This window comes from Vibrio sp. B172a (genome assembly GCF_030248355.1).
GTDB classification, from domain to species: Bacteria; Pseudomonadota; Gammaproteobacteria; order Enterobacterales; family Vibrionaceae; genus Vibrio; species Vibrio owensii.
On sequence record NZ_JAHGAC010000035.1, the window covers coordinates 242,768 to 261,519 of the forward strand.

Below are 18,752 nucleotides of genomic sequence, written 5' to 3' on the forward strand. Positions count from 1 at the left end.
AAACAACGACAAAATCTAACTGAGCTAGCGAGTTTTCTAGCTCAGTTTGTATCGTATTCAGCAGTTATCTCAGACGGTCAAACACAACATTCTGATCCAAGTGCTCGTGGTACTCGGTGTAGTCTAACCCCATATCGAAGATGTACTTCGTCACCAAGTTTCTCACACATTCCACCAATTGCTCTGCCTGCCACGGTTTTTCGAAGTAACGGTCGATACCCGCAGAGTTGATCGCATTGATGGTGTCCGTGTGCGTCGCCTGCCCGGTAAGCAGCACTTTGCGCGTACGAATGAATCGGCTGTCTTTGGAAATCTCCGTTAGCAGCTCAACACCGGTTTTACCCGGCATCACGTGGTCAGAAATGATCAACGCAATCATCTCACCTTCCGCATCTAGCTCATCCATTAACTCAAGTACTTCATCGGCAGACTCGCAATCTTCAATGTTGAGCCACTGGCTTAACGACTGTAAGTCTTGCAGAACCGCGCTTAACACCTCTCGCTGGTCATCAACGCAAATTAAATTAAGCTTGTCCATGTTCGTCCTCTACCGGTAGTTTAATTCTAAATATGGTTTTTTCGCTGTCGCTTTTCACTGCAATCGAACCGTTATAGCCCGCCACAATTCGCTTCACGATCGACAGCCCTAGCCCTAAGCCAAACGACAACCCACCTTTCTTGGTCGTGAAGTTTGGTCGAAAAATCTTTCTGCGTGTTGCTTCATTAATCTCAGGACCGTTGTTTGCAATGGTTACCAAGATCTTATTTTTGCTCACGCGTGTTTGTATCTCTATCGCTGGCGAGTCCGTTTCTCTCATCGCATCGCAAGCGTTCTTTAAAATGTTGACCCAAATCTGCACCAACTCGGTTTGTGAGCCTACAAACAAAGGTAAATCAGCCGGACTAAAACGCACACTGACGCGTCTTAAATCGCTTTGTAGCAACGCAAGCGCTTGGTTTATCGAATCGTTGACTCTGAGCCCTTCTTCTTTGTCTATGTCGGTACGACCTAGCTGTTTCACTGATTTCACGATGCCAACGGTGTGCTTTGAGGCAATGCGCAAATCGTGCAAATCACGCCCCATCTGCCAGTAACGAATCGCCTCTTCTGGCCGCTTTAACCAGTGCTCGTTAAGGTAATCGGTCGGGACAGCACGCGCTAACTCACGGGCTAAATCTTTAGGCAAACCGTAATATTTCTCGAAGTGTCGTCCTCGTGTTCTTGCTTCACTTGAAGAGATTTTTTGCCCTTGCATCAATCCAAAATCAAAAAACTGGCTCGCCTCAGGATGCACCTCTTCAAGCAATCCCATGATCACCGATTCCAAGCGCTCTGACTTACTGCTTACCACGCCAATGGCATTATTAAGCTCATGCGCAATGCCTGCAGCAAGTTGACCAAGTGTCGTCATTTGCTCTGCGGTGTGCAGTTTTTGCAATGCCTTTTCTTTGCCCAACGCTTCTTGCATCGCTCGGCGTTGACGGCGAGAAAGCTCGTTAACCATTACGGGCATAAACTGCGCGGTTAAAGGGCCGTACTTACTTGCTTCTACCGCTGGCGTATTGCGCTCAATCCACGCTAACTCAACGTCCGTTTGTGCAATCACCGTCGAAGAAGCGGTCCACGTTCCAGAGAAGAAACTGTGCACACCAATAAACGCGCCCTTAGATGCCGCAAACACCTGAGTCTGCTTTTTGCCATCCTCAGAGAAATAACCAGCAAGCTCGCCAGACAATACGTAATAGAGCCGCTCGTTGTAGCCGTCTTGCTCAATCAATACCGAGCCTGCCGACACCGTTATGCGACGCTCGATATGATTGAAATAACGCTCTACCAGCGTATCTAATTTGCTCTCGTACATGGCTTAACCAATGTGCCCTACGGTGTGAAGGATCCACACCATCAAGAAACTCAGCAACACACCAACCACACCTAACACGACACCAACACGCGCCATTTGATTGCTTTGTACATGACCTGTAGCGTGAGCCAACGCATTTGGTGGTGTACTGATTGGCAGAGACATACCAAGTGATGCCGCAAAGGTCACCACTAGGATCAACGTCACTTCACCGCCGAGCGGTGTTAACGATGCCATTGAAGTGCCGAGCGCCGCCATAATTGGCATCAGCAAGTTTGCTGTCGCGGTATGAGACATAAAGTTCGCCATCAGCAAACATAAGAACGCCGCACCAAACAGCACGACATAAGGCGAGAATTCATCAAATGGAATGCTGTGAACCACCAGCCTTGCCAAACCTGTTTTGTCTAATGCAAGACCCAACGCAATACCGCCAGATACTAACCAAAGCACATCCCAAGAAATCTTCTTCAGATCTTCTTTGTTGATGATGCCCGTCAGTGAAAATACCGCGACCGGAATTAAAGCTACCGTGTATGAGTTCATGCCGTGCGCTGAGCCCATCAACCAAAGCAGAATCGTGCCCGCAAACGTGATGTACACAATGATGGCTTTCGGTGTTTTCAAGAATTTACTCTTGATGTTGAGGTCAATTTTGGTCGTCTCAGCTTTGTAGAGAAGATCGATCAGGAACCACGCTAGCGCCATCATCACAATGACAAACGGTACGCCAAACACCATCCATTCACCGAAGGTAATAAGGTTGTCACCCACTAGGTATTTCAATGCAATCGCGTTTGGTGGCGTACCAATTGGAGTACCAATACCGCCGATGTTTGCGGCGACAGGGATACACAACGCAAACGCAATGCGTCCTGGATCTTTCGGGCCAAACACCGCGATAACCGGCGTCAAGATTGACAACATCATAGCCGTCGTTGCTGTGTTCGACATGAACATCGAGAAGATTGCGGTAATCAGCATTAAACCCAGCATGACGTATTTCGGGTTTTGTCCGAACGGCTTAAGCAGTACGCGCGCCAAGTTCACATCCAATCGATACTTGGTTGCCGCCATTGCGAGGAAGAATCCACCTAAGAACAGCATGATGATTGGGCTGGCGAACGTCGCCATGATGTCACTGTATTGCAGCAACTCACCAAAATGAGGCTCTCCCTCATCAAGCCGAAAGAAAATGATGCCCTTGTTGGAAACGAGCAACAACTCAAGCACGATGATCACCACAGAGGTGGCGTAAATTGGGATCGGTTCAAATACCCAACAGAGTGCAGCGAGCAAAAATATCGCGATAACGCGCTGCTGAATGATGGTCATACCTTCAAATGGAAACGCTGACAGTGGCATCAGCAAAATGAGCAAAGGAATCACCGTTGGGATGATGTATTTGAGATAAGGGCGCATAGTACTACTTCTCTTCCTGAGATGGTTTGCCGTGAGATAACTGACGTAAGGAGCTGTTTTAACTGGCTTCCTTTCGCCACTCCGAAGAGAAATTATGCGCGCGCTTTTGAGGAGGAATTCTGGTGTTAGATCAATGAACTCTTATTCACCGCAGAAAACATGCGGTATCTGTGTTCAAGCTCACTAATTGAGCGAGGATTATTTATTGATCACACATCCTTTTTGTCTAAGTGCCTTTCCATTACATAGTTGGTTAACGTTGCACCACGGACTTCGATTTGCTGCTCGTTCACAACAGTAAAACCCATGTGCTCATAGAAAGGACGAGCGGTAATACTCACTTCTGAATAGATCCTATCCAGCCCTTTTGCTTCTGCTTGCTTGATTACATGAGTCATCAATGCACGTCCTACACCTTGCCCTTGGTATTCATGATGGCAGAAAAAGTGATCGACTAACCCACTTGGCTGAACATCGCTGTAGCCAACGATGACGCCATCTAGCTCAGCGACAAAAGGCTGGATAGTGGTCATTTTCTTTAGCCACAGTTGTGCATCAAATTCGTCCGGCGCCCAAGCTTTCACTTGTTGCTCGGTGTAATCTCTAAGATTAATGTTGCGGATAGTGTTGTAGAAAAGTGCCCACAGTATCGGGGCATCTTGCTCACGAAATTCACGGATAATCATCAAATGCCTCTCAATAAATCAATCTGCATGAGTTGCCCTCGCCCACTCGGCTCTCCCACTGGATACCAGCCATGTTTTCGATAAAAACGTTCGCCGGCATCATTGCCCGGAATGTAGCGCAATCTGGCGTAGGCACAACCACCATCGACAAAACGCTTCAATAAGAAGTCTTGTAACTGCTTCCCTAGCCCTTGATTGCGGAATTCTGGCTTCAAGTAAAACAGGTTAATGTAACCGAATTGCAGCCCTTCATCGTCCAAAACCGGATGTCGGCACTCCAGTTGCCCGATGATTTGACCATCTTTAATGACATGGAAGAATCCCGCTTCGTTGTCATTGACGATCGATTGAAACCAAGAAGTGATTTCTTGAATATCAAACCCATCCTGATGGCCAAAACTGACCTCATAAGCGTCTTTTCGAAACGCGATACACAAATCCAAATGACGTGATAAATCTACAGGAATAAATTCCATCTAAGCCAATCCTTTTTATTCTTCGTCTTTTTGCTATATAGACATTAGTTATTTTATATAACCATAAATTCAAGAATTTTATAATTCAACTGTCGGTCATTTGAAAACATGCTTTTATAGGAGAAGTTATTATGCATGCATCATCTGTTTCCCAAAAACCGACACAATTTGGTTACTACCTTGGCGTATTTGGCGTTGCCCTTGTTCTTATCTGGTTGGGTATTTATAAATTCACCCCAACTGAAGCCAAATTAATTGAACCTTTGGTGGTTAATCACCCTGCCATGTCTTGGCTATATGGCATCATTTCCGTTCAAGCTGTATCTAATATCATTGGCTTAACCGAAATAATCGTGGCACTCGGCCTATTGGTTGGATTGAAAAAGCCAACGGTTGCCTACTACTCTGGTATTGCTGCAAGCGTTATCTTCCTAGCGACACTGAGCTTCCTAGTTACGACACCAAATACGTGGAAAGTTTCCGACGGTGTTTTGATTGCGAACTTTTTCCTTGTGAAAGATATTCTGTTCCTAGCGATTTCAATCAGCGTGGTTGAGCGAAACAAACCAAGTTTGGCGCCAGCTATCGCCTAGTTTTAGGAAAATATCGAGAGATAGAAAAGAGAAAGCGCCATGACGATATGGCGCTTTTTGTTTAGAAGAGCTTTGAAGATTTAAGAACGGAGTAAAAAACTAGAATTTGGCTCGATTCAGCTCCAGCCAGTGTGAGATAATCTGAGCCACTTGTTCTGGCGCTTCCATCGAAGAGAGATGCCCGCAATCTGGTATTACGTGCAACGCAACATCATTAATGTGGCGCGCCATTTCAAGGTGATTATCGTTCGAACAAAGCAGATCTTGTTTACCCGTTATTACCAGAGTAGGTACCTGAATATCCGCCAATAAAGGTCGAGCATCAGAGCGAGTAGCGAGCGCTTTGGCATGCACTTCAAACGCTTCCAAACCCACATTGATAGCCATACCTTCTATACGCTCAGTTAATGCTTTGTCTTGCAAACGGCTTGGATGAATCAGCACGGGCATCAGAGTGTCAGGCGTAATGCTTTCAAACTCACCACTTAACGCTCGACTAACCAGCGCGTCACGCTTTTGTGTCACCTCTGGCTTTTCATCCGCCGCGTTGGTGTCCATTAGCACCAAACCTTTGACTCTATTTGGCGCTTGGCGGTACACCTCAAAGGCAAGAATCCCACCCATCGATAAGCCACCGAGCACAAACTCTTGCGGTGCATCTTGCAACACTTTCTGCGCTAACTCTTCCATTGAAGGCATTGACGCCAGTGTCGGGCATTGCGGCTCGACCCAACTTGGCATCATTTGATTGATGTCCTCAAACAATGTGCCATCACAAAGTAGTCCGGGCAGCCAAACGAGTGAGGTGGATTGCGTCATCTTATGCTCCTGCCAACGGCTTTGGTTGATCAGAACCAAGAATGCAATACGTCAAACTATTACCACGCAAGTTCGTCAGCGAGTAAGACGCACCTTCTGGAACATTCAGCACATCACCGCGCGTTAAAACAACATTCGCTTGTTCGCCTTGATGTGTGAGAACCACTTCCGTATCACCATCAAAATTGATCAGCACTTGTTTTTCTTCTCGGCAGTGTTGAGGAATCGAGCCACCTTCAGAGAGTTCATAAGCCATGATGCTCACTTCATCTTCACTCTTAACTTGGAAATCATAGCCCGCTAAAGGGTGACCAGTTACCGCGTATTGCTTGACGTTGCTAGCGCTGAAGTCACCTTTGATTGCATGATAATCTTTTTGCAGAGCGACGAACGGCATCATCTCTTCTGCGGTGTAAGTATCGAACTTGGCTAACTCCTCTTTGGTAAGAAGCGGCATCAGCTCCGACTCATTTGGAACCGCATCGCCATCAATGGTGTCCACCAACGTGCCATCCGCTTTCAAGTACAAGCCGTGGCCTTGGCTGTCTTTGATAACGTTTGGATGCCAAATAATACCGCCACCGGAATCGTCGCCGCCAAGTACCGAGAACATAAACCCGTAATCACGGCCAACCACTTCAAAGCCACGGAAGAGATTGGTTGGAATCGAGATGACGTCACCGTGAGACAGCACCGCCTCGTGTTCCCCATCGTTCCCCCAATAAAAACGGAATTGGCCTTTGAAAACCAAGAAAAGCTCGGCGGTACGATGAGAGTGCAACGAGTTTTTGATGCCAGGCGGTTGGCCTGCTGCACCAATGTTAAAGCCCGCAGTATCGCGAATGTGAACGTGTTGACGACTGCTCTCTGCCACCCCTGCACCGATAATGCAGAAATTATCTTTGAGATCACTACCCGGTGTACGCGCATCGATAAACGCACTGGTACCCGGAATCAGTTCCATATAGCGGACCAGATTGTCATTCATTTTTGTTTGTAGAGTCATAAGAAATCCTTGTTGTCCTTGTTTGAACCTAGCCTTGAATTGTTAGTTACAAAACGGCTGTTAGTGACAAACCGAGCGTTAGTTACAGTCCTAGAGGTCGCCCACCATCAACCGCGATGGTATTGCCTGTCGAGAAGGTCAGAACCTCTGCCGCGGCGTACACGGCTTGAGCAACTTCTTCATCATTGGCTAAACGCTTGAGCGGCGTGGATTGTTCTTGTTGGTTACGCCAAGCATCGTCCAAGCCTTTGACAAATTCGGTGTCGACAAGCCCAGGCGCTACCGCCAAAACGCGAATCTCAGGAGACAAAGCGCGAGCTAAAGAACGGGTCATGTTTTCTGCGGCAGATTTACTCGCACAATAAGCAATGTTGCTGCCCATCGCAGTCTGTGCCGCGATAGAAGTAATGTTCACCACACAACCATTGGCTTGCTTGAGCAAAGGCTCAAACGCTCGAACCATGGCAAAAGGCGCACGGACGTTCACTTGGAAAATTTGATCAAACAGTTGGTCATCCAAACTTTGCAGATCGGCATGCGCGACAAACTTCGTCATCCCCGCACAATTGACCAACAAATCTAGCTTGTCGCTCATTTCACTGACTTGATGTTTAAGCTGCTCAATCTCACCCGAATCTGCCACGTTCAGTTTGAATGCCAAATGCTCGTTACGTGGTAACGAAGAAAGCACGTCGTCGGCTGCTTTCTGATTACTGTTGTAAGTCAGAATTACACGATATCCAGATTCAGCTAGCTTGCGACAAATGGCGGCACCCAGTCCGCCACTGCCGCCTGTGACTAAGGCAAGTTTCGACATATTACGCCTCTTCCACTTTGCCTTTGTATCGGCGTACACGAATATCCGCTTGCTCTTTGTGACCGGCAAAACCTTCTAGTGCACACAAGCGAGAGCAGTATTCACCGACTTTTAGGGATGCCGCTTCCGTTACACGCTGGTAAGTACAAGTCTTGATGAACTTACCTACCCAAAGGCCACCGGTGTATCGCGCCGCTTTCTTCGTTGGCAGTGTATGGTTGGTACCAATACATTTGTCGCCGTACGAAACGTTGGTTTCACGACCTAGGAACAAGGCACCGTAGTTGGTCATGTTATCCAGGAAGTACTTAGGATCTTCCGTCATCACTTGAACATGTTCAGAAGCGATATCGTCTGCCACTTCCACCATTTCTTCGTAACTATCACATACGATCACTTGTCCGTAATCTGCCCACGCTTTACCCGCAACTTCCGCCGTGGGAAGAATGGTTAACTGACGTTCAATCTCGTTGATAGTTTCTTGTGCAAATGTCTCGCTGTTGGTCAACAAGACAGCTGGAGAGTTGTAACCGTGCTCGGCCTGACCAAGCAAGTCCGCCGCTGCCAATTCTGGGTCACAGCCTTTCTCATCAGCAATGACTAAGGTTTCCGTTGGGCCTGCAAACAAATCGATACCAACGCGACCAAACAACTGACGTTTCGCCTCTGCCACAAATGCGTTACCCGGCCCTACAATCATATCGACTGGCGCAATAGTCTCTGTACCAAGAGCCATTGCACCTACCGCCTGAACACCACCGAAGCAGTAGATTTCATCTGCACCCGCCATTGCCATCGCAGCGACAATCGCGACATTTGGCTGACCATTAAACGGAGGCGCACAAGCAATAACACGTTTTACGCCGGCGACTTTCGCCGTCAGTACACTCATGTGAGCAGATGCAACCAATGGGTACTTACCGCCAGGGATGTAACAACCGACGCTGTTCACTGGAATATTCTTATGCCCCAGTACCACACCAGGCATGGTTTCTACTTCGACGTCTTTCATTGAGTCACGTTGAATTTGAGCAAAGTTTCGAACTTGTTGTTGAGCGAACTCGATATCGTGTCGAGTCGATTCATCAAGCGCATCCACACAGGCTTGGATCTGCTCTTCTGATAAGCGGAATTGCTCCGGCGACCAGTTATCAAACTTTTCAGACAACTCACGTACAGCGCTATCACCTTTCGATTCAATATCAGCAAGAATGTTTTCGACAATCTGACGCACTTTTGCGTCGTTTGATGCTGATGCTTCTTCAGTGATTCCGTTTTTTAAAATGCGTGCCATTGGGTTTCTCCTTGAACATTGAGGCTGACGAACGGTTATTTTTATGCTTTTGGATACGAATGCAAAATCAGATTAAACACTTAATTAACATTTGACAAGTTAAGTCAACAAACAACAAAAATCATCTTTAAGCCTTTGTATTAATTAATTTAAATGAATAAAAACAAGTAACATCCACCTTGCTTGCGTTTGCTTTTTAGTCAAAAATGAGTTTTAGATCACATCATTTTTACTCATCATTTACATTTCACCATGTTAGTTTTTGCATACCTTTGCAAAGGAGAAAATCATGAGCAATTTTAAGCAACGTCTGAATCAAGAAACGCTATTAGGTACATTTGTTAAAACCCCTCACCCTCACATTATCGAAGTATTGGCACTGGCAGAGTTGCCTTTTGTGGTACTGGATGCAGAGCACGCACCTTTCGATCGGTCCTCGCTCGATCTGTGCATCATGGCGGCCAAAGCGAATGACCTCGCGTGCGTGGTACGAGTACAAGACAGCGCCCCTTCAACCATTTTGAACGCGCTTGACTGTGGCGCGGCGGGTGTACAAATTCCCCATGTTTGTACTGCTGAACAAGCGACACAATTGGCGAAAACCTGCCATTACGGAGAAGGTGGCCGAGGGTATGCAGGTTCCAGTCGAGCAGCGAAATACGCCACTAAACCCATGGTTGAACACTTGAAAGACAGCCGTGCGAATACGATTGTCATAGCCCAAATTGAAGATCCTCAAGGGGTCGAAAATGTTGAAGCGATTGCCAATGTTGAAGGTATTGATGCGCTCTTTATTGGCCAAGTTGATCTCACTGTTGCTTACGGGGCAGATAGCGTTCATAACGAGAAAGTCGCGCAAGCAAGTATGCGAGTAATCGAAGCGGCCAAAGCAGCCAATAAACCTGTTGGCATGTTTGTCGCGACGGCTCAACAAGCTCGGCAATGGCGTGAACTCGGCGTTAGCTTCTTTTGCGTTGGGTCTGAACACAAGATGATCATTGATGGCTTTAAACAAGAGAGAAATGTGATGAATTCTTGAGTTTTCTCTGATATTTACGCCTTATCAATGCAATGCTCTAGACACATAAATCCCCTAGCCCATACACTCATCACGTATGGAAAGGTCCAATGACCTTATATAAGGAGTATCACCATTAAAGCGAAAGTAACTTCGATAGACGTCGCGAAGATGCTCGGCGTCTCTCAATCGACGGTATCTCGGGCATTTAGCCCAACCGCGAGTATTAGCGAGAAGAAACGCAAAATGGTGATGGATGCCGCAGCTAAGCTCGGATACACACCGAACGCAATCGCACGAAGCCTGATTTCGAATCGCTCGGGTCTAGTGGCGATTGCGCTTGATAGCGAATCAAACCCAATGTACGACATGCAATCTCGTGCTTTGGCTGTCGAAATTCAAAAGCGTGGCGGACAAGTCGTGCTTTGTCCTATCGACAAGGACGACCTCGATCTCGCCATTTCTCGTGCTATTGAATATCAAGTAGACGGGCTCGTTATCGCCACCAGCCGTTTGACCTCACGCGCGTTTGCCCAATGCGAGAAGTTTGGCGTTCACTTAAGCCTGATCAACCGTTATGCCGAAGGCATTAATGCCAACAGCTCTGGTATTGATAACCGATTGGCGGGCCAACAAGCAGCCGAGTATTTAACACAGAAAGGCGCGAAACAATGTGCTTACATCAGTGGTGATGCAGGTTCAATGACCAGTGAAGAGCGCTGGCTTGGCTTCTCTTCAAAACTGCAAGAACTCGGCGCTCCATCCCCGACCTTTATTCAAGCTAAATACACTTTTGAAGCTGGCCTAGATGCGGCGAAAGAAATCTTGTCACATACCAGTAAACCCGACGCGATTTTCTGTGCAAACGACATCCTCGCCATGGGTGTGATGGATGGTTTACGCCAAGCCGGAGCAAAGATCCCTCAAGACTTCTCCGTGATGGGCGTGGATAACATTCCGATGTCTGCTTGGCCTAGTTATGATCTGACGACCATCGCTCAACCCGTCGACAAAATTGTTCAGCGAGCGGTTGAAGATCTAATGAACCGCATCAATGGCAATCAGGACGCAACGGGTGAGTATCTTCTCGAGCAAGGCACCTTGATCGAACGCAGCAGCACCATTTAGTAAATTCATATTTATTCATTCTTAATAAACAAAATGCCCTGCTTTCGAGCGGGGCATTTTTCTGTGAGCGCGATTAAATTTTAGCCAATCATTATTCAATTCTGCTTCATTTTTCTGACCTTGTTATTGACTTGTTACTTGAATATTTTATTTTGGATTCGTATGCAAAATGGATATGAATTGCTCAATTAATTTATAAAAACATAACAAGTAGTGTGTCTTGCCGACGAATGCCTATGGCAGGTCATACCAGAAACAAGGAAGGACGATGAAGAAAGCAATCATAACTTCGCTTACTGCACTGGGATTCGCACTTAGCAGCATGAATACGTTTGCAAGCAACGTTATTCGTCTTGCTCACGACAGCCAAAAAACGTCTCCAGTACACAAAGCAATGCTCTATTTCGAACAAGAAGTGGAAGCACGCTCAAACGGTGAGATAGAGGTCGAAATCTATCCGGCGAGACAGCTGGGCGATGTGCGTGAGACCACTGAACTTGTGCAGCAAGGCAACTTACAAATGACGTTTGGAGCGTCTGTTTTACTCTCTCCCTATGTCCCAGAATTTAACGTGCTCGATGTGTTCTACCTTTTTGATAGCGAAGAGCAAGCACACAAAGCGCTCGACAGCGAGAAGATCGGACAACCATTGTTGAATGCTATGGAATCAAAGGGCTTTCACGGCTTGGGCTTCATGGAGGTCGGCTTTCGTAGCGTGACCAACAACAAGCAACCGATAGACAGCGTTGAAGATTTGAAAGGGCTGAAGATTCGCTCAGCATCGAACCCAACCCAGATCAGTGCGTGGAAATCCGTGGGTACCGCACCAACGCCTCTTTCTTGGGGTGAAATATTTACCTCGCTCCAACAAGGTCTGATAAACGCTCAAGAAAGCGGCATCTATTCGATTTATGCCGAACGCTTTTATGAAGCGCAGAAATACCTCTCTTTGACCAACCACATTTACACCAACTACGTGCTGTTCATGAACAAATCGTTTTGGGATTCACTGCCTGCAGAGCAACAGGCGCTGATCAGTGAAGTAAGCAAAGAAACCATCGCTAAGCAGCGCGAGCTCGCCGCTAAGCAAAATCAAGAAGTGATCAAAGATCTCGAAGCGAAAGGCATGACGGTTAACATCGTCCCAGATGACGTGCGCAGCATCATGAAAGAAAAAATGAATGCAGCCGTGTACCAAGATCTGCGTAGCAAGACAGGTGAAGACTTGTTTGACAACGTGATTGCCGAGATAGAACGCCTATAACTCCCACTCTTTTGCACGATCTGGAAACAGGTCGTGCTTTCCGTTTTGGAGGTGAATATGAAGTGGTTTCGCTTACTAGACAAATACCTAGAACCTACCCTTATCGTTATCGCGATCTCGATGATGACAACTTTACTGTGCTTGCAAATCGCACTACGCCTATTTGACGCAACGATCGCGTGGGCTGAAGAGTTGGCTCGTTATTTATTCGTATGGGCGATGTACCTGAGCATCAGCTACTGTATCCGAGATGATCGACACATCCGCATTCGTGTGTTCATCGATAAACTCCCGGGCAATTGGACGCAATTCAGTTTGATTGTCTCTGACCTTATCTACCTTGCCTTTAGTGCCACTGTCGCCTGGTTTGGATTTAAGGTTATCAACCGCAGTCTGCAACTCGGTCAGATTGCACCCGCGATGGAAATACCTATTGCTTGCCTGTATGCGTCCGTTTTGGTTTGCGCAATCTTAAGCTGCGTGCGCTTGGTAACCAGCATTTATCAACGCACTAGCGCTCTATCCAATACCAGCGAACGGATACGCTTTTCACGCCAACGCTATCGCCATCTTAAAGCCAAGTATCGTACTTCTAACCGACTATTGGAGCTTAACGCATGACATCTGCACTTTTATTTGGCAGCTTTGGCCTGCTTCTGCTCATTGGCGTTCCAGTTGGTATTGCTCTGGCGGCAGCCAGTATGGTCGCGATATTAAGCCTGCCCTTTCTGAACATCGAGTTTTTAGTACAAGGCTTGGTGACGGGGCTCGACTCCTTCCCTCTCCTCGCTGTCGTTCTGTTTACCTTGGCAGGTAACCTCATGAGTCAAGGAGGGATCTCAAAACGATTATTACACGTGGCGGAGGTCTTCTTTGGCCACTTTACTGGTGGGCTTGGCATCGTCGCCATTGTGGCGTGTATGTTCTTCGCTTCCATCTCTGGTACAGGGTCTGCCACCGTTGCCGCTATCGGCCTGACGATGATTCCCTCTATGGTGAAGAAAGGCTACGATCGCAGCTTTGCCGGTGCCTTGATCGCCTCTTCCGGCGGAATTGGCGTCATTATTCCACCCTCTGTGGTGATGATCGTCTACGCGATCACAGCTGAAGTCTCGGTCACCAAGATGTTCATGGCGGGCATCATTCCTGGCTTGGTTGTCGGTATGGTATTGATCGGCTACTGTCTAATTGTCTCCAAAATGCGGGGCTACACTGGTAATGAGCGCAAAGCGACTTGGGCAGAGCGTCTTGATGCGCTAAAAGAAGCCAGTTGGGCAATGCTACTACCCGTTATCATTCTCGGTGGTATCTATTCCGGTATCTTCACGCCTACCGAATCAGCCGCTATTGGTGTGCTCTATGGCTTGTTCTTTGGCATGTTCGTTTATAAAGAACTCAAACCAGCGCAAGTGGTGAAAATCATTCTAGAATCGTCACTGTTAGTTGGCGCTGTGCTCGTCATTGTGGGTGCGTCCGTGACGTTTGGCCGCATATTGACGCTAGAACGTCTACCAACAGAGATCGCTCAGTTCATTCTATCGATTACCGAAAACAAACTTCTGATACTGCTTTGCATCAATGTCCTGTTGTTGCTTGTCGGTACCTTCATGGAAACGCTGGCCGCCATTGTTATTCTCACGCCAATTCTGTTACCCATTACGTCAGCACTCGGCATGGACCCCGTTCATTTTGGTATCGTGATGATCGTGAACTTGGCCATTGGCTTTGTTACGCCTCCTTTAGGTGCCAACCTGTTTATGGCAAGTCAGGTAGGCAAAGTACCGATAGAGGCGCTCTCTAAAGCCATTATGGGCTGGATTGGAGCAATGATAGTGGCCTTGATGTTGATTACCTTCATCCCTGCCATCTCTCTATCGCTGCCTGCGCTTTTATCCTGAGCCCAAACTTCATAGGCCCGTAATAATTTCTCCAGCCACTAGGTATGCACCTTTCTAGTGGCTCTTTTTGTTTTTACAGGCGCTAGTGACGGCTTTACAGCGCTTAGCATTCGTATGCAATTCACTCTCGCCCTTGCCTCATTTTGGCAAGACTTGCACCAAAACAGAAAAAATAACTAAGGTTCCCATCGAGCGATGCCAAAAAGCACCTTAAGTACTGATTGCTCTAACTATTTCTTTAAAACAAACGCAAACACCCTAGTTAAATCATTAAAAACAGAGCATTAGAAAGAAATTCATACAAAAAATGCATCTTAATCCTGTCTATAAATTCACTCAACAAAGGTCAGACTTTTCTTACAGCACCACATTTATCGTGTTTATTTTTCGATCAATTGTTAAAAATCTGATCATCAGCACGCTATTTACACACCACACAAACAATCCATTGACAAGTTTGCAACATGAGTTAGTTTTGGATACGTAATCAATTTTAATCCAATACATAACTATTCAACTCAGGAGGTGATTTATGGCCATGGTTGGCTTCGATGAAAAGTGGCGTGACTTTCCCGACTACATTCTTGGTATCACAAAAGAGATATGGGAAGATCGAGGTTTGAACACCTTGGAACACTACTACTCTCCTGACATTGTTGTTCGCACTCCACTCTCTATCGTCCAAGGAAACGAAGGGGTCATCAGTGCTACGATGGCGACGCTTGCGGAATTTCCGGATCGAACTCTCTATGGCGAAGATGTCATTTGGTCTGGTACGCCGGAGCAAGGCATGCTTTCTTCTCATCGAATCATCTCTACCGCAACACACAGCGGAAACGGCTTCTATGGACAAGCTTCGAACCGTAAGCTTCGTTTCCGCATTATCGCGGACTGTCACGCTATTAATAACCAAATCAATGACGAATGGTTGGTTCGCGATCAAGCCGATATCGCGAAGCAATTAGGCATGACATCAGAAGAGTTTGCACGCCAGCAAATCGAATTCGAGGGTGGCGTGGAATCAAGCCCATTTCCATTCACACCTAAAGCCGATATTCCAGGCCCCTATTTGGGCGTAGGCAATGACAATGAATACGGCCAACGCTACGAAGCGATTCTAAGAAGTCTTATGAACGCCGAGTTCTCTACCGTACCAAAAGAATACGATCGCGCTTGTATCGGCGAATACACAGGCGGTCAAACTGCCCTATCACACTCGGAAGTTGACCATTTTTGGATGGCACTTCGCGCGTCCTTCCCTAATGCTCAATTTTCCGTTCACCATCGTATCGGCCGAGATGACGACATGATGTCACCACGCGCTGCAATTCGTTGGTCTTTGCATGGTAAGCATGAAGGGTATGGGATGTTCGGTAAGCCTTCGGGGAAAGAGGTTTACATCATGGGGATCAGCCACGCTGAGTTTGGCCCTTGGGGTCTTCGTCGAGAATTCACTTTGTTTGACGAGACCGCAATCTGGAAGCAAATCCTGCTACAGCAAGGCTAACGGCTGATTAAACACTATTCATTCAAATCACAGACAGTAAGGAAGCAACATGTCACTCAACATCATCGAACAGTTCTACCAGAACTACTTCAACGCCGCAGATAAAGAGCAAAAACAGGCCGCTCTGCAAGCTTTGAACCCTGACGTAAAATGGTGCGTGGCGCACCCTGTGAACGATCTCAATGGCCCAGATGCAACCCACGAATCTTTCCTCTCACCACTTGTTAATGCTTTACCTGATGCCGAGCGCCGACCAATGATTGTGATGCACGGCGAATACGAAGGCCGCACTTGGTACAACTCTACTGGTTACTTTATCGGTACGTTTGAACAGCCACTGTTTGGCATCCCTGCAACAGGAAAAACACTCTACTTACGTTACACCGAAATGGTGTGTGTGGAGAACGACCAAATCACCGAATCATACATGATTCCAGACTTCATCGATGCGATGAATCAAGCTGGCAGCAACCCTCTTAGAAAGAGCTTAGGCCACGATGGCTTAGTCCCTTCCCCTGCGACGTCAAACGGTATCCAACATTCTGTTGTGTCTCTGAAAGAAAGTGAGAAGAGCGCCCAATTAGTCGAAGATATGCTGTCTTGCTTGGGTCGTTTTGATGGTCAAGATCTCTTCTCGATGGATTTAGAAAACTACTGGCACAGTGACTTTATGTGGTACGGCCCAGCAGGTATTGGCACTACGCGCGGCATCAAAGGTTTCCGTAACCACCACCAAGCACCATTCGTGTTCGCCTTCCCTGATCGAAGTGTCGATATTGAGGTCAATTTTTTGGCCAAAAATGACTACGTATCCACTGGTGGCTGGCCACATATGCACGGTACTCACACGGGTCACAGTGGCTGGCTCGGTCTTGCTCCGACAGGAAAACACATCGAACTTCGCGTTATGGACATTTGGCGACGCGAAGGCGATTTACTGAAGGAAAACTGGGTGGCGATCGACATCGTTCATATCCTGCTGCAACTGGGTTACGACGTATTTGCACAAATGAAAGAACAGTTAGAAGGACCTAATTATGCATGAGTTTGGCGCACTTAACTGGAGCATCCTTGGCGGATACATTGCCCTAACGTTAGTACTGGGCGCGGTAATTGGTAAGCGAGTGACTTCTGCGAGCCAATTCGCCTTGGGTGACAAAAACATTCCTTGGTGGGCGATCGGTATTTCAGTCGTTTGTACTTACGTCAGTGCTATGTCGTTTCTTGGTGGGCCGGCTTGGTCATACAAAGAAGGTCTGTCGGTTATCGCGATTCACCTCAATTACCCTCTCGTGATCTTCTTCATCGTGGCTGTATTTATGCCGTTTTTCTACAATAACGGTTTAACCTCTATCTACGAGTATCAAGAGCGACGCTTCGGCAAGGCTTCACGACTGACATTGTCGTTTATCTTCCTTATCAAACAAGCATTGAGCTCGGCAGCTGTACTCTATGCGACAGCAATGATTTTAGAGTTCATCACAGGTATCGACGTGATGTACTGCATCATGATCGTCACTGCAATTGCCCTTATCTACACCGTAATGGGCGGTATCGCGGCCGTCATTTGGACCGATGTGATTCAAGCTGTGATCTTGTTTATTGGCGCATTCATCATCATTGAAGCCGTATGGAATGGCATGCCTGCCCCAATGACTGAGGTAATGGCAGAACTCAAAGCCAAAGGAATGACAGATGCCCTACAGACAAGCTTTGACCTAAGCCAAGTAACGACGGTATGGGCTGGCGTTATCGCAATGACCATGTTCCATACCACCGTGTATGGCGGTAACCAAATGATGGTACAGCGCTGTATGGCCGCTAAAAACATGGGCGATGCGAAAAAGGCAATGTTGATGATGGGCTACGTGGCGTTCTTTATTTACTTTGTCTTTATCCTGCTTGGCGTCCTGTTCAACGCTTATTACGACGGTAAAGAGTTTGAAAATGGCAACACCATCATTCTTCATTATGCGAGTGAATATGGAATGCCAGGCTTGATGGGCATCATTGCTGCAGCGATTCTGGCGGCAAGTATGTCGAGTCTCGATTCCGCGTTTAACTCAATGGCGACGGTTTCAGTAGCTGACTTCTACAAGCGCTTCTACAAACAAAACGAATCAGAAGAGCACTACTTGAAAGTATCGCGCTTCTTCACGGTTGCGTGGGCGATTCTGGTCATCATCCCAGCGATAATGTTTGCCACCAGCACAGGTTCTGTATTGGAAGTGCTGAGTAAGGCTGGCTCTTACTTTGTCGGTGCGAGTTTCTGTATGTTCGTCCTTGGCTTCTACTCAAAACACATTACGGAAAAAGGCTTGTTAATTGGCGTTGCTGCTAGCTTCTTGGTGATTTGGTATGTGGCCGTTGCGACCGATATTGCGTGGCCTTGGTACTGCGTGATTGGCGTGATTGTGAATGCTGTTGTCGCTTATGTCGCCAGCCTTCTTCTGACGGGTAAACAAGATGAAATGCACCTTTACACAGTGAAAGGCCAACAAGCGGAGTACGCTCGTCTAAATAAACCAATCAAGCAAGATGGGTGGTATGTCGTTCCCGGTAAAATCGACGCCCCGTGTTATGGCCTACTTGTTATGTTTGTGTTCTCTCTCGTGATGCTTTGGGGAATCAACGCCTTTACTGACGATGCGCCTATGTTAATTAACTTTATGCGTGGTTGTTCTATCTTCGTCGCAATGGGTGTTGCTGGTTACGCGGTCTACTCTTTGAAGAAAACGAAGAAAGAGAAAGTCGAAAGCATCAAAAGTATCGACCCCTCTTAAGCATGGTTGTCGCTGCAAAGCCCCGCACTATTTGCGGGGCTTTCTTTATTTCCGAAACTGTTTATTGAAACGTTAAGCTTCTATCAGCCCTTGCTTTTTTAGCTCCGCGGTTATGGCATTACGGGTTCTACCATGCTCTTCTGCGAGCGAGGTTATTTCTGTATTTTGCACAGTCGTGT

The 18,752-nt window shown here is 47.0% G+C and carries 18 protein-coding genes; 9 read left to right on the forward strand and 9 right to left on the reverse strand.

Annotation, left to right across the window (positions count from 1 at the left end; all coding sequences use genetic code 11):
- Positions 1-64: 64 nt before the first annotated feature.
- The 5 genes from KIT90_RS25310 to KIT90_RS25330 all read right to left on the reverse strand — a co-directional run bounded on the left by KIT90_RS25310 (position 65) and on the right by KIT90_RS25330 (position 4,446).
- A complete protein-coding gene (locus tag KIT90_RS25310; protein ID WP_005442071.1) occupies positions 65-538 on the reverse strand; it encodes a response regulator in 474 nt (157 codons plus the stop codon).
- Positions 525-1,862, reverse strand: a complete 1,338-nt coding sequence (locus KIT90_RS25315) for an ATP-binding protein (protein ID WP_285379322.1) — start codon at positions 1,860-1,862, stop codon at positions 525-527. The genes KIT90_RS25310 and KIT90_RS25315 overlap by 14 nt, the downstream gene beginning before the upstream one ends.
- 3 nt (positions 1,863-1,865) lie before the next feature.
- Positions 1,866-3,284, reverse strand: a complete 1,419-nt coding sequence (locus KIT90_RS25320; protein ID WP_285379324.1) for an SLC13 family permease — start codon at positions 3,282-3,284, stop codon at positions 1,866-1,868.
- Positions 3,285-3,493: 209 nt separating this feature from the next.
- Entirely contained in the window at positions 3,494-3,973 is a 480-nt protein-coding gene (locus KIT90_RS25325) for a GNAT family N-acetyltransferase (RefSeq protein ID WP_285379326.1), read from the reverse strand.
- On the reverse strand, positions 3,970-4,446 hold the full coding sequence (locus tag KIT90_RS25330) for a GNAT family N-acetyltransferase (RefSeq protein ID WP_285379327.1): 477 nt from the start codon (positions 4,444-4,446) through the stop codon (positions 3,970-3,972). The genes KIT90_RS25325 and KIT90_RS25330 overlap by 4 nt, the downstream gene beginning before the upstream one ends.
- Before the next feature lie 131 nt (positions 4,447-4,577).
- On the opposite strand from KIT90_RS25330, the gene KIT90_RS25335 reads away from it, so the two are divergent.
- A complete protein-coding gene (locus KIT90_RS25335; RefSeq protein ID WP_285379329.1) occupies positions 4,578-5,039 on the forward strand; it encodes a DUF417 family protein in 462 nt (153 codons plus the stop codon).
- A 99-nt stretch (positions 5,040-5,138) separates the two neighbouring features.
- On the opposite strand, the gene KIT90_RS25340 is transcribed toward KIT90_RS25335, so the two are convergent.
- The 4 genes from KIT90_RS25340 to hisD all read right to left on the reverse strand — a co-directional run bounded on the left by KIT90_RS25340 (position 5,139) and on the right by hisD (position 8,975).
- Entirely contained in the window at positions 5,139-5,858 is a 720-nt protein-coding gene (locus KIT90_RS25340; RefSeq protein WP_285379331.1) for an alpha/beta fold hydrolase, read from the reverse strand.
- Between the two features lies 1 nt (position 5,859).
- Positions 5,860-6,864, reverse strand: coding sequence for a cupin domain-containing protein (locus tag KIT90_RS25345; protein ID WP_285379332.1), 1,005 nt, complete (start codon positions 6,862-6,864; stop codon positions 5,860-5,862).
- Between the two features lie 82 nt (positions 6,865-6,946).
- On the reverse strand, positions 6,947-7,681 hold the full coding sequence (locus tag KIT90_RS25350) for an SDR family NAD(P)-dependent oxidoreductase (RefSeq protein WP_039842955.1): 735 nt from the start codon (positions 7,679-7,681) through the stop codon (positions 6,947-6,949).
- A gap of 1 nt (position 7,682) precedes the next feature.
- Positions 7,683-8,975 (reverse strand): histidinol dehydrogenase, encoded by a 1,293-nt coding sequence (hisD, locus tag KIT90_RS25355; protein ID WP_285379334.1) that lies wholly within the window; start codon positions 8,973-8,975, stop codon positions 7,683-7,685.
- A 289-nt stretch (positions 8,976-9,264) separates the two neighbouring features.
- Between hisD and KIT90_RS25360 the strand changes: the two genes are divergently transcribed.
- The 8 genes from KIT90_RS25360 to KIT90_RS25395 all read left to right on the forward strand — a co-directional run bounded on the left by KIT90_RS25360 (position 9,265) and on the right by KIT90_RS25395 (position 18,573).
- Positions 9,265-10,014 carry an HpcH/HpaI aldolase/citrate lyase family protein gene (locus KIT90_RS25360; RefSeq protein ID WP_285379336.1) on the forward strand — a complete coding sequence of 250 codons (750 nt, stop codon included), beginning with the start codon at positions 9,265-9,267 and terminating at the stop codon, positions 10,012-10,014.
- Positions 10,015-10,164: 150 nt separating this feature from the next.
- Complete coding sequence (locus KIT90_RS25365; RefSeq protein WP_285379338.1) at positions 10,165-11,121, forward strand: LacI family DNA-binding transcriptional regulator; 957 nt, start codon at positions 10,165-10,167, stop codon at positions 11,119-11,121.
- Positions 11,122-11,389: 268 nt separating this feature from the next.
- The gene (locus KIT90_RS25370; RefSeq protein ID WP_285379340.1) at positions 11,390-12,385 is read left to right on the forward strand and encodes a TRAP transporter substrate-binding protein; all 996 of its coding nucleotides are present in this window, start codon (positions 11,390-11,392) and stop codon (positions 12,383-12,385) included.
- 57 nt (positions 12,386-12,442) lie between these two features.
- Positions 12,443-13,006, forward strand: coding sequence for a TRAP transporter small permease (locus tag KIT90_RS25375; RefSeq protein WP_039984781.1), 564 nt, complete (start codon positions 12,443-12,445; stop codon positions 13,004-13,006).
- Positions 13,003-14,283, forward strand: a complete 1,281-nt coding sequence (locus KIT90_RS25380) for a TRAP transporter large permease (RefSeq protein WP_005442049.1) — start codon at positions 13,003-13,005, stop codon at positions 14,281-14,283. The genes KIT90_RS25375 and KIT90_RS25380 overlap by 4 nt, the downstream gene beginning before the upstream one ends.
- Positions 14,284-14,815: 532 nt before the next feature.
- Positions 14,816-15,790 (forward strand): ester cyclase, encoded by a 975-nt coding sequence (locus KIT90_RS25385; protein WP_039842962.1) that lies wholly within the window; start codon positions 14,816-14,818, stop codon positions 15,788-15,790.
- Positions 15,791-15,839: 49 nt separating this feature from the next.
- A complete protein-coding gene (locus tag KIT90_RS25390; RefSeq protein WP_009704222.1) occupies positions 15,840-16,835 on the forward strand; it encodes an ester cyclase in 996 nt (331 codons plus the stop codon).
- Positions 16,828-18,573, forward strand: coding sequence for a sodium/solute symporter (locus KIT90_RS25395; RefSeq protein ID WP_285379343.1), 1,746 nt, complete (start codon positions 16,828-16,830; stop codon positions 18,571-18,573). The genes KIT90_RS25390 and KIT90_RS25395 overlap by 8 nt, the downstream gene beginning before the upstream one ends.
- Positions 18,574-18,752 lie beyond the last annotated feature (179 nt).